Here is a 12,443-nt window from a genome sequence, read left to right on the forward strand (position 1 = left end):
AACGCAACGATTTAGTCTAGGTCGCCTTCAACCACAACCTTAAGCGCTACGGTTACGTCGGGGTGTAGCACAACATCAACTTCGTATTCGCCAACCGCTTTCAATGGGCCATCAGCCAAACGGACTTGCGAGCGTACGATGTCGCTAAAACCAGCGCTAGCCAATGCTGCAGCAATGTCCATTGTGGTCACTGAACCAAATAGACGGCCGTCAACACCCGCTTTTTGCAACAATGTAACGGTTTGCTCTGCGAGCTTGTTACCAGTAGCTTGGGCTGCTGCCAAACGCTCTGCTTGTGCTTTTTCAAGCTCAGCACGACGTGCCTCGAACTCTTGAATAGCAGTGGCAGTAGCACGACGGGCGATTTTGCGTGGAATTAAGAAGTTACGTGCGTAGCCATTGCGTACACGAACCACATCACCGAGATCACCCAAATTTACGACTTTTTCGAGCAGAATAACTTGCATAACGTATTACCTCCCGGATTATTGATGATTATCGGTGTAAGGCAACAAAGCCAAGAAACGCGCACGCTTAATTGCTGTGTCGAGTTGGCGCTGGTAGTTTGCCTTAGTACCTGTTAAACGGGCGGGAATAATCTTGCCGTTTTCTTGAATGAAGTCACGTAGCGTATCTAAATCTTTGTAATCGATTTCTTTAACGCCAGCAACAGTGAAACGGCAGAACTTACGACGTTTGAATAGTGGGTTCTGCTGACCAAATTTACGGCGTTTATCTTTGCCTCTACGACCAAAAGCCATGATATACCTCTGTATTTTTCCGGTATAAACCGGTAATTATTTAATAGCGGTAACGACACCGCCTAATTAACTTACACAACAACCGTTGCATTCCCCGGGAACTGGATTTCCACAGTCTGTATATGTAGAACAGTTCGAACCGAAGACCGATGCAACGGGGCAATAAAACCTTGAATTTCCAAAATTGCCCCTAAAGGCGTATCGGCTAATTGCAAAGCCATATCACCCAACGCTACGGCTGACATCGTGAAATGCAATCGGCGGTTTAAACCGGCCTCTTCCACTTCGGATTGATGTTCCAACTGTAATTCGATAACTGGCATTCCCGCTGGTGTGTAGCGCAGCACGCTAATATCAGCGATAGCCCCATTAAACGAAAGTTGGTTCACGTAACGCGTGGTCTTTGTAAATTAAGACTCGGAAGCTTCTTCGTCTGCTTCTTCAGCTTGATCTTCGTCTTCGTCGGAATCAGCAGGTTTCGCTGCACCGTCGGTTGTTGCGCGACGACCTTCTTCACGCTCGACTGATTTCATCATGATCGATGCGCCTTCAGGGGCACCATCAGTTTTAGCGATGAGGTAACGCAAGATAGCATCGTTGTAGCGGAAAGAATGCTCGAGTTCGTCAAGAGTGCTTTGACCAATCTCGATGTTAAAGCAAACATAGTGTGCTTTAACTAACTTCTGGATTGGGTAAGCCAATTGGCGACGGCCCCAGTCTTCTTGACGGTGAATTTTACCGCCTTCAGAGGTGATGATCGCCTGATAGCGCTCGACCATGGCTGGCACTTGTTCGCTTTGGTCGGGATGCACAATAAACACTACTTCGTAGTGACGCATGAAACAACTCCTTATGGATATCGCCTGAAAAATCAAGCAACTAATGCCTTATTTCAGACACGACAGCCCGCCCAATAAACCTTGGGTCGAGCAAGAAAGGAAAGATTTTAACTCGCCTAACTAAAGAACACAATGCTAAAACGCCATCTGTGGCGTGTTAGCACTGATGAATCGTTAACCCTCTACCAATGCGTAAGCAGAGTGATTATGGATGGACTCAAAGTTTTCTGCCTCGACACGGTAGCTGGCTACGCCAGGCTGATCGCGCACGGCAACCGCTACATCGCGGACGAGATCCTCAACAAACTTAGGATTCTCATAAGCGCGCTCGGTAACGTATTTTTCGTCAGTACGCTTTAATAATCCCCATAGCTCGCAGGATGCTTGCGCCTCGACGCGACGTATTAACTCGTCCACATTTAACTGCGATGGATCGGTACTCAGTATCGACACCGTGACGTGCGAACGCTGATTATGGGCACCGTATTCGGAAATCGCTTTAGAGCACGGGCACAAGCTTGTGACAGGAACCAAGACAGTCAACTCAAACTCGGTGTCTACTGTACCTTCGTCAGTACGCATAACATTCGCAGACCATGTCAGCTCGTAATCAAGCAAACTGGTAACACCTGAAACGGGTGCTGCCTTGTTCACAAAATAAGGAAACGAGGCTGTGATATCCCCAGCTTGCGCGTTCAGAAGGTCAAGCATCTCAGCGGCCACATCACAAAATAAGGTGGCTGTTAGTGGCGTACGACGATGTTGCTCTAGAAGCGCTAAAAAACGGGACATATGCGTGCCCTTTTCTTCGGGCGGCAAAGCAACGGTTAGTTCCCAATCAGCAACGGTAGGCGTCGCCTCACCCATTACATCGATCAACATTGGGTAGCGCACATCACGCACACCTACTTTTTGTATGGCGATGCGACGGGTGTCAACGCTACTTTGCACATCAGGCATTTGAGCGACAACCTCGGAGATACTATTCATGATGAAAAATCCATGATACGTAATACATTACGTATCCAGTTGTTTGTAAACAGTTAATTATGGGCTAGATTAGGGTTCGATATCCACTATACCCTCTAAACCTCAAGGGCATCTGAACCTATTCTAGGCTTCAACCGTTGTAGTTAAGCCAAAGTGACGCTGAATCGATGCCACGATGCCACCGGCATCTAAGCCAAGCTCTGCCGCCAATTGCTTTTGATCACCGTGATCAATAAAGTCATCGGGATAACCTAAATGGAGCATCGGTTTCACAATATTCTTTTGAGCAAAGCATTCGTGCACCGCACTTCCCGCCCCACCCATCACGGAAGCATCTTCCACCGTTACGAAGTATTGATGGGACTGTGTTAGCTCAAGCAGAAGGGCTTCATCTAACGGTTTTACAAAACGCATATCCACCACAGTGGCATTTATTGATTCGGCGGCCTGCAACGCTTGGTTTAACAATGTGCCGAACACGAGTATCGCCGTCTGTTCGCCTTCTCGACGAACGATGCCTTTACCCACGGGTACGGTTTCAAGCGTGGTACTGAGCTCTGCTCCTACACCCGCCCCCCGCGGATAACGCACTGCGGAAGGGCCTGGATGCTGATAACAGGTGCTTAACAATAAGCGCGTTTCATTTTCGTCAGACGGCGTACTAATGATCACATTCGGTATGCAACGCAAAAAGGCAATATCGTAATTACCAGCGTGAGTGGCACCGTCTGCACCCACTAGCCCTGCTCGGTCTAAGGCAAAGGTGACGTCCAAATCTTGTAAGGCCACGTCATGAATGAACTGATCGTACCCACGCTGTAAAAAAGTGGAGTAAATAGCCACTACGGGTTTTTGCCCTTCACAGGCAAGTCCGGCAGCAAAAGTCACTGCATGCTGTTCAGCGATACCCACGTCAAAGTAGCGATCGGGAAACAAGGCTTCAAACTGCACCATGCCGCTGCCTTCGCGCATAGCAGGGGTAATACCGTATAAACGCTTATCAGCCTCTGCCATATCACAGAGCCATTGACCAAATACTTGGGTATACGTTGGAGCCGTTGGCGCCGTCGACTTCTTGATACCCACTTTAGGGTCAAATTTACCGGGGCCATGATAAAGCACAGGGTCGGCTTCTGCTAACTTGTACCCCTGCCCCTTACGTGTCACCACGTGCAAGAACTGCAAACCGCCCAATTCGCGAAGGTTCTCTAAGGTTGGAATTAACGAGTCTAGGTCGTGCCCATCAATGGGGCCGACGTAGTTAAAACCGAGCTCTTCAAATAAGGTGGTGGGTGCCAACACACTTTTAGCGTGACCCTCAAAACGCTTAGCAAGCTGAAGCATAGGCGGGACATGTTGCAAAACGGCCTTGCCCATGTGCTTGGCTTTGGCATAAAACTGCCCCGACATCAATCGTGCAAAATATCGATTTAAGGCTCCGACAGGCGGAGAAATCGACATATCGTTATCGTTCAATACGACCAATACATTAACGTCAGGCGTGACACCTGCATTGTTCAGCGCTTCAAAAACCATTCCGGCCGTCATGGCACCATCACCAATTACGGCAATGTGCTGACGATCTACACCCGTGTTTCTGGAAGCGACTGCCATCCCTAATACGGCCGAAATGGAAGTCGATGAATGGGCTGTACCAAAGTCATCATATTCAGACTCACTACGCTTGGGAAAACCGGAAATTCCGCCAGCTTGACGTAAGGTGGACATCGCCTCCCGACGCCCCGTCAATATTTTATGCGCGTAAGCTTGATGGCCCACATCCCACACAATTCGATCATGAGGCGTATTAAACACATAATGCAACGCCGCAGTGAGTTCCACCGTACCTAAATTCGAGGACAAATGCCCTCCGGTTTGTGAAACGGACTGCAATACAAACTCTCGTAACTCTACCACTAGCGAGTCAAGCTGATCGCGATCAAGCTTGCGCAAGTCTGGGGGAGATTGAATTTGTTCCAAGGAAACTGTAGCCATACGAAATCTACTGAGAGGGTGTCGTGACTTATACAAGCCAATTTAATTAAGCATCAGACAATCTAGCATTGTAGACCTAATCTGAGTTCAACCCGAAAACCACTTGTGCTTAATGATTACGTCCCACGATGTAATCGGCTAAATAAGCAAGATACTGACCTGATTGCCCCAACGGCCGAATCGCAACGCGCGCCTGCTCGTGCAACGACGCCAAGAACGCTTTAGCCTCGTCCATACCCATTAATGATACATAAGTGGGCTTGTTGTCATTCGCATCTTTACCTGCCGTTTTACCTAAGGTTTTAGTATCCGCTGTTACGTCAAGAATATCATCCATAACCTGAAAACCTAAACCCATGGCATCGCCATAGTCACTTAGCATTTGCCGTTGGCTGGAACTAGCGCCCGCGACAACGCCTCCGAGTAGAATACTGGCCTTAAGCATCGCTCCGGTTTTCATGCGATGCATGGTTTGTAATTGGGCAGCAGTAAGCTGAATACCCACACTATCGCAATCAATCGCCTGGCCGCCCGCCATGCCAAGACTGCCTGACGCCTTCGCTAACACCGAGACAGATTGAACCACCAAGGCGGGTGCTACAGGCATGCTAGCGAGCAGTTCGTAAGCCAAAGGCTGCAACGCATCACCGGCCAGCATCGCTGTGGCCTCGTCGAACTGAATATGCGTAGTAGGTTGCCCACGACGCAAGGTATCGTTATCCATGCAGGGCAAATCGTCGTGCACGAGCGAATAGGCGTGAATTAGCTCTACCGCCGCCGCTGCATGATCCAATGCTTTCTCTTGCGCTAAGCCGGAGGTATTCGACTGCATTACCGCTTCACCCGCGCCATACACTAACGCCGCACGTACTCGCTTTCCGCCTCCTAAAACCGCATATCTCATGGCTTTATGTAGAGAGGACGGTTCCGTTTCGGCGGAAGGCAAAAATGACGATAATACGTCTTCAATATGCGCCACCTTGGCGGCTAACCATTCACTGTGATCTAAGGTAAGGGTGGACATACTTATTCCTCAGAACCATCGATATCATTGAGCGGACGTAATAATTGCCCTTGCAGCACTTTCACTTGCTGCTCTGCCTGATCCAATCGTTGCTGACACACGCGAGCCAGCTCAACACCCCGTTGGTAAGATGAGATCGACTGCTCTAAAGGAAGGTCACCACTTTCCATACGCTGCACAAGCGCTTCTAACTCGGCAAGCGCGGCTTCGTAATCGGTAGGCAATGGCGCCCCCTCGTTGGGCACGGTCGTGTCGTTCATGAATTTGTCCTAAGTTTTTACGCATCAAAAGGGCCCAATACAGTGAGCCCTTAATTAACTACATCAATGTTGGCTATTTTAACGGTAAGAGCAAAAAGCACACCCAGTAAGATATCTGGTTACGCTTTGGTTATTACGGGGCGACTGGGATCACTTACCCATTCGCTCCACGAGCCCGGATACAAACTTGAACCGTGCAAACCCGCGAGCTCCATCGCGAATAAATTATGGCATGCGGTAATTCCCGAGCCGCACTGATGAACAATCGCTGACGGATTGTTATCGTCTATCATTTCCTGAAAATCAGTGCGCAACTGGTCTACCGTCTTAAATGTACCATCGGCATTTAAATTGTAACCGTAGGGGCGATTTAATGCATTGGGAATATGCCCAGCGACGGGATCCATGGGCTCGAGCTCTCCGCGATAACGCTCGGGAGCGCGTGCATCGATCACCGCAAACTGTGGTTCGCTAATATTTCGCAACACGTCGTCAGCCGTCACAGTAGGCATAGAAGGCTGGCTCGGAACCGCGAGACTTTGCACCACTTGCGCTTCGGTAAGACGAGGCGCGCGCTCGCCTGTTTCGACCTCTCCACCAGCCTGCTGCCACGCTTGCCACCCCCCATCCAGAATGGCAACGGCTTCGTGCCCCATCCAGCGCAACATCCACCAGAGCCTCGCCGCAAACAGACTATCGCCAGCGTCATACACCACGACTTGAGTGCGAGAGGTTAAACCCTGTGAACGCATCAAGGCCGCAAAATCGCTACGGGATGGCAGCGGGTGTCGGCCATTGCTTCCATTTGCTTCACCCACAAGCTCAGTTTCATTATCTAAAAACAAAGCTTGCGGTATATGGCCTTTCAAGTAGGCTGCACGCCCTGCGTTGTGATCCGATAAGTTGTGTCTGACATCAAAGACCAACCAGCCAGATGACTGACGGTGTTGCTGAAGTTCTTGAGGGCTAATTAAATACCTAAACATGATGCTCCTTGATATCGGTCAATGTGCTTCGGTTTCACTTGTCGCCTTACGACGCATCAGCCTATCTTCGCTGTGCGTTCGCCACAAGGAAATCATTCCTGAGCCAATAATCAGCGCCATTCCTACCCAAGCAATCGCGTCTGGAATATCCGCCCAGAAAATAATGCCAAGAAAGGCAGAAAAAATAATGGTGGTGTATTGCAGCGCCGCCGTCAACAAGGCAGAACCCTTGCCAAACGCCCGAGTCATGGTTAATTGCCCGATAAACCCTGAGCCTCCAACACCCAGCAAGGCCAGCCAGCCTTGCCAACCCACTGCACTCCAGCCTAGCACGCCAAGACCAACAAAACTGGTCAAGCAGACAAAACACGAAAACAAGAAAACCGTACGCCACTCGGGCTCGCCAAGACGGCCCAGCTCGCGCACTTGAAGCATGGCCGCCGCTGCAAAAACACCCGCACACAAGGCGACCAACGCGGCAAACCACTCGTCATCACCAATACTGGGGCGTAGAATCGCCAACACCCCCAGAAACCCCAGCAAGACGGCCAGAATACGTATGGGGTCGCGTTGCGTCCCCCCGAAAAATAACATCCATATGCCAATAAATAGCGGAGCCGTATACGTAAGACTGACTGAGGTAGAGAGACTTAAGATGGTTAACGAAAAGAAACCCATCCACATTGAGCTCACGCCAAAAATGTTACGTAGCACGTGCGCTTTCCAACTGGGCGGCCGCAGGGGTCGTTGACGTAACCTAGACCACACAAAGATGAAAATAATCGAAGGCAGGCCTCGAAATAACACAATCTGTGCCAAATTCGCGTCGAGCTCTGCTGACACCTTGATGCACGCCCCCATAATGGCGAACATCACGCAAGCAAGCAACATCCATAACGATTGCATGTACCTATCCCGCTGGAACGGAAATGAAAATAGAAAAAAGCCCAAGCTAGAACTATACTCCGCGTATCTAACATTCAGGCGCGTATAACGGTTTAAAATTCACGTCTACGCTTTACACTACCGTACTTTAATCAGTTTCTGCCCATTGCGGTCTTAAGCCCATCGGAACTGACCATCGCTTGATCGGTCTTATACATTTTGCAACACCACAGGAATTAGCAATGACACGCATTCTCTTATTTCTTGCTACCAACTTAGCGGTTATGTTGGTGCTTAGTTTTTCCATGAACGTCTTAGGCATCGGACGATACCTAACGGCAGAAGGAATCAACCCAGGAAGCCTACTCGTATTCTCTGCCATTGTGGGTTTCACCGGCGCTATTTTTTCGCTGTTAATCAGTAAATGGATGGCTAAACGCAGCACTGGCGCGCGTGTTATTGATCCTCAAGCCCCCAATAGCCCCCAAGAAGCGTGGTTGGTTGAAACCGTACATCAACTTGCAGACCGAGCCGGCATAGGCCGCCCCGAAGTTGCCATTTACGACGGCGCCCCTAATGCTTTTGCGACAGGAGCATTTAAAAATGATTCACTGGTTGCCGTTTCGACTGGTCTACTCCAAAGCATGACCGAAGAAGAGGTTATGGCTGTTTTAGGCCACGAGGTCGCTCATATTGCTAACGGAGATATGGTCACACTCACTTTGATACAAGGCGTGGTGAACACCTTCGTTATTTTCTTTGCTCGCCTCGTCGGTTACTTTGTAGACCGTGTATTGCTTAAAAACGAACGTGGCTTTGGGCTGGGTTATTACGCCACCACCATCGTCTGTGAAATCGTATTCGGGCTATTGGCTTCGATTATCGTCGCATGGTTTTCGCGTCAGCGCGAATTCCGTGCAGATGCCGGTTCGGCTAAGTTATTAGGCTCAAGCACACCTATGGTGCGCGCCTTAGCACGCCTTGGGAATGTCGAGCCTGGAGAACTACCTAAAGCGTTTGAATCGTCGGGCATTTCAGGAGGCGGTGGTCTAGGCGCCCTGTTTGCCTCCCACCCACCGATAGAACAACGCATTGCCGCTTTGCAACAACGTTAAAACCGTAGCCGCTGCAAACCTTAGAAAACCAAGGTTTGCAGCAAAAGCTAGGGACTGCAATCTAACGACTCACAAGCGGTTAATGAGCCTGCCCCCAATTATCCCCCTCTCCTACCTCAGAGAGTAACGGGACATCTAAGGTTGCAACCTCACCCATCAGCCGAGGAAGTTCGCTTTTAAGCAGCTCAACCTCATCAACAGGGGCATCAAACACCAGTTCGTCATGCACCTGCATCACCATCAATGTTTTAAGCTGCTTCTCGTCGATCCAAGCCTGTACAGCCACCATTGCCTTTTTGATCAGGTCAGCTGCTGTTCCTTGCATGGGCGCGTTAATTGCTGCACGCTCTGCCGCTGCCGCTCGGGCTCCTTTTGCCCCTTTTAACTCTGGAAAAGAAAGCCTTCGGCCAAACACAGTCTCGACATAGCCTTGCTCTTTGGCCGTGACTTTAATACGTTCCATGTACTGCGCCACACCCGGATAACGACTAAAGTATCTGTCTATATAGGCTTTGGCGGCGCTGCGCGTGATACCCAAGTTATTGGCTAGTCCGAACTCGCCCATTCCATAAATCAAACCAAAGTTAATGGCTTTGGCCGCGTGCCGCTGTTCGGGGCTGACGTCTTCAGGCTTCACACTAAAGACCTCAGCAGCGGTAGCTCTATGCACATCTCCACCCTCGGCAAACACACGTATTAAGTTTTGGTCTCCGGATACGTGTGCCATGATGCGAAGTTCGATTTGCGAGTAATCGGCAGCAACAATCTTGCCCTGCGACGAGACGAAGGCATCACGAACTCGTCGACCTTCTACTGTACGTACCGGAATGTTCTGCAGGTTCGGGTCGGATGAGGCTAAACGTCCTGTGATAACAGCTGCTTGGGCATATCGAGTATGCACCCGCTGAGTTTTAGCATTCACCATACGCGGCAGTTTATCGGTATAGGTCGATTTCAGTTTTGCAATGCTACGATGCTCGAGCAAAAGCTTAGGCAAAGGATAATCTTGCGATAAGGTCGTTAATACCGCTTCGTCGGTAGAAGGGGCGCCGCTCGCCGTTTTACGCACCACAGGTAACTGCATGCGCTCAAACAAAATCTCCCCTACCTGCTTAGGCGAATTCATGTTGAATGGCTGTCCAGCGAGCTCGTATGCCTTCTCTTCTAAGCCTAATAAGCGCTCGCCTAGATCATGACTTTGCTTGTACAGCACTTGGCTATCGATCGCTACGCCATTGCGTTCGATGGTTGTTAAAACCTCGGACGTCGCCACCTCAAGTTTGTAAGTAGCCTCTAACCCCTCGTGGGCTGCAATTAAGGGGCGTAAGACATGGTGCAAGCGTAAGGTTAAGTCGGCATCCTCAGACGCATAATGCGAGGCCACGTCGATAGAGAGCTCATCGAAACCAATCTGTTTCGCCCCTTTACCGCAAATGTCTTCGTAACTGGTTCCGGTAACACCTAGCCAGCGCTGTGCCACGTCTTGCATATTAACGCGCAGGTGCGACTCTAAAACATAGGCTTGCAACATTGTGTCTTCAAATAGACCTCTAAGCTGGATGTCTTCAGACAAGAACACATGCGCATCGTATTTAGCATTGTGCAGAACTTTGGCATGGCTCGCCGAGCTTAGCCAAGGCTTCAGCTTAGTCAGCACTTCTGCCTTATCAAGCTGAGGCCCCACATCGTAACCTCGATGGGCTAACGGTATGTAGCATGCTGTGCCGGGCTCTACACTAAGCGACAACCCGACTAAGCTTGCCTGCAAAGGATCAATCGATGTGGTCTCGGTATCAAGGGCGGTAATCTCAGCATTTTGTATCTTCTCCAACCACACATCAAGTGCCTCGAGCGTGGTCACGGTTTCGTAATTGACCGATTCTGGCGCTTTCGTCAGCGCAGGGTCTGGCAACGCTAAGGCGGTTGGTGTTGGGCTGGCCTTTACGCCACCGGCGGTAACACGAGAATCTTGAGCAGGGATTCGGTCGGGATCACCACTGAGGTCGCGCAACCACGTACGAAAACCGTAATCATCGTAAAGCTGGATTAAGGTGGCCGTGTCTTGATCTAACGGTTTAAGCACCTCTATACCTGACGCTATTTCATCCACTTCGCAATCTAACTTTACGGTGACAAGTTTTCGGGTTAGTTCGAAACGCGGGATGAAATCGCGTAAGTTTTGTCCTGCCACCCCTTTAATCTTGTCAGCATTCTCAATCAGCTTGTCTAAACTTCCGTACTCGTTAAGCCATTTCGCTGCGGTTTTAGGCCCCACCTTCGGCACACCGGGGATGTTGTCAGACGTGTCCCCAATTAGCATGAGGTAATCAATGATTTGCTCTGGTTTCACACCATAACGGTCCACTACGCCTTGCACATCTTGGCGTTCGCCGTTCATCGTATTAATCAATTCGACATGCTCATTGACTAGCTGAGCCAAATCTTTATCGCTGGTTGAAACAATGGTGTGCACCTCTTGCTCAGAAGCCATGACACTCAATGTGCCAATCACATCATCAGCTTCCACGCCGGGTGTGCAAATAACAGGCCATCCCAAGGCTTTAACCGCTTTGTGTATAAGCGGTATCTGCTCGGCAAGATCTGTTGGCATAGAGGGCCTGTTGGCTTTATAGTCACTAAAGAGCTTGTCTCTAAACGTTCCGCCTTTAGCGTCAAACACACAAGCCATATAATCAGGCGAGTAGTCTTGCAGAATTTTGCGCATCATCGAGATTACGCCGTAAAGGGCTCCCGTGGCCTCTCCACGCGCATTTCGCAGATCCGGCATGGCGTGATACGCTCGATACAAGTAGCTGGATCCATCAACTAGCAACAAGGTTTTTTTCATGTCTCACAACAAAATTGTTCGTTTACCGGCTTCAGAACAAATTCCGACCATTTCGTCAGAACTACAACACGCCGCCGAGGTCTTGGAAGAAGTGGGCTTCGGGATAAGCGTATTTGGTAGTGCTCGAATCCCGCCAAATCATAAGTATTACAAACTAGCACAAGAATTGGGTAAGCGCTTAGCCGAAGCTGGCATGATGTTAATCGCTGGCGGTGGCCCTGGCCTAATGGAAGCGGCTAACAAAGGCGCCTATCAGGCTGGCGGTCGTAGTGTAGGATTAAATATCCGACTTCCACGAGAAACCAGCAATAATCAATATCAAACTCACAGCCTACAATTCGAGTACTTTTACTCGAGAAAAGCCACCTTCTTTATGCATAGTTCGGCGTATATTGCTCTGCCAGGTGGTTTTGGTACGTTAGACGAGTTATTTGAAGTCATGACCTTGGTCCAAACTCGAAAATTACCACCCGCACCCATTGTACTGATGGGAACCGAGTTCTGGGGCGGCTTAATTGACTGGATCAAAGATCAACTTGTAACGAACAAGTTGATTTCACCTGAAGACCTTAATCTACTTACCATCACCGACGACATGGGCGAGGTAATGAAAGTCATTAACGAGTGTTGTTCACAGTTTGCGATTGAACCCGATTGCGCACCTGCCCTACCTCAGTAAACGATAAAACTCACATACCTGATAAAAGGTGATTGTAGTAGGTACAAAAAAAGCTCTTGGT

General features: G+C 49.6%; 13 protein-coding genes. 2 read left to right on the forward strand and 11 right to left on the reverse strand.

Translation table 11 applies throughout. The features are described 5' to 3' along the window. Positions 1-11 precede the first annotated feature (11 nt). The 10 genes from rplI to AC2UZI_RS10340 all read right to left on the reverse strand — a co-directional run bounded on the left by rplI (position 12) and on the right by AC2UZI_RS10340 (position 7,761). The gene (rplI, locus tag AC2UZI_RS10295; protein ID WP_486943786.1) at positions 12-467 is read right to left on the reverse strand and encodes a 50S ribosomal protein L9; all 456 of its coding nucleotides are present in this window, start codon (positions 465-467) and stop codon (positions 12-14) included. Positions 468-485: 18 nt separating this feature from the next. Next, positions 486-761: a 30S ribosomal protein S18 gene (gene rpsR, locus AC2UZI_RS10300; protein WP_486943787.1), complete on the reverse strand. Its 276-nt coding sequence runs from the start codon at positions 759-761 to the stop codon at positions 486-488. A 71-nt stretch (positions 762-832) separates the two neighbouring features. Continuing rightward, positions 833-1,150: a primosomal replication protein N gene (gene priB / locus AC2UZI_RS10305; protein WP_486943788.1), complete on the reverse strand. Its 318-nt coding sequence runs from the start codon at positions 1,148-1,150 to the stop codon at positions 833-835. A gap of 21 nt (positions 1,151-1,171) precedes the next feature. Further along, positions 1,172-1,600 (reverse strand): 30S ribosomal protein S6, encoded by a 429-nt coding sequence (gene rpsF, locus AC2UZI_RS10310; protein ID WP_486943789.1) that lies wholly within the window; start codon positions 1,598-1,600, stop codon positions 1,172-1,174. A 174-nt stretch (positions 1,601-1,774) separates the two neighbouring features. After that, entirely contained in the window at positions 1,775-2,590 is an 816-nt protein-coding gene (gene folE2 / locus AC2UZI_RS10315) for a GTP cyclohydrolase FolE2 (protein WP_486943790.1), read from the reverse strand. Positions 2,591-2,713: 123 nt separating this feature from the next. After that, positions 2,714-4,585 (reverse strand): 1-deoxy-D-xylulose-5-phosphate synthase, encoded by a 1,872-nt coding sequence (gene dxs / locus AC2UZI_RS10320; protein ID WP_486943791.1) that lies wholly within the window; start codon positions 4,583-4,585, stop codon positions 2,714-2,716. 109 nt (positions 4,586-4,694) lie between these two features. After that, positions 4,695-5,609: a polyprenyl synthetase family protein gene (locus AC2UZI_RS10325; RefSeq protein WP_486943792.1), complete on the reverse strand. Its 915-nt coding sequence runs from the start codon at positions 5,607-5,609 to the stop codon at positions 4,695-4,697. Positions 5,610-5,611: 2 nt separating this feature from the next. Further along, complete coding sequence (locus tag AC2UZI_RS10330) at positions 5,612-5,869, reverse strand: exodeoxyribonuclease VII small subunit (protein ID WP_486943793.1); 258 nt, start codon at positions 5,867-5,869, stop codon at positions 5,612-5,614. Between the two features lie 119 nt (positions 5,870-5,988). After that, on the reverse strand, positions 5,989-6,855 hold the full coding sequence (locus tag AC2UZI_RS10335) for a sulfurtransferase (protein WP_486943794.1): 867 nt from the start codon (positions 6,853-6,855) through the stop codon (positions 5,989-5,991). An 18-nt stretch (positions 6,856-6,873) separates the two neighbouring features. After that, the gene (locus AC2UZI_RS10340; protein WP_486943795.1) at positions 6,874-7,761 is read right to left on the reverse strand and encodes a DMT family transporter; all 888 of its coding nucleotides are present in this window, start codon (positions 7,759-7,761) and stop codon (positions 6,874-6,876) included. A gap of 221 nt (positions 7,762-7,982) precedes the next feature. Here AC2UZI_RS10340 and htpX point away from each other — a divergent pair, with 221 nt between their 5' ends. Next, positions 7,983-8,855 carry a protease HtpX gene (gene htpX / locus AC2UZI_RS10345; protein WP_486943796.1) on the forward strand — a complete coding sequence of 291 codons (873 nt, stop codon included), beginning with the start codon at positions 7,983-7,985 and terminating at the stop codon, positions 8,853-8,855. A gap of 79 nt (positions 8,856-8,934) precedes the next feature. Here the strand turns inward: htpX and polA are convergent, their stop codons facing one another. After that, positions 8,935-11,703: a DNA polymerase I gene (gene polA, locus AC2UZI_RS10350; protein WP_486943797.1), complete on the reverse strand. Its 2,769-nt coding sequence runs from the start codon at positions 11,701-11,703 to the stop codon at positions 8,935-8,937. Between polA and AC2UZI_RS10355 the strand changes: the two genes are divergently transcribed. Continuing rightward, the gene (locus AC2UZI_RS10355) at positions 11,702-12,382 is read left to right on the forward strand and encodes an LOG family protein (RefSeq protein ID WP_486943798.1); all 681 of its coding nucleotides are present in this window, start codon (positions 11,702-11,704) and stop codon (positions 12,380-12,382) included. The genes polA and AC2UZI_RS10355 overlap by 2 nt on opposite strands. Positions 12,383-12,443 lie beyond the last annotated feature (61 nt).

Source organism: Paenalcaligenes sp. DL 463 (assembly GCF_057475185.1).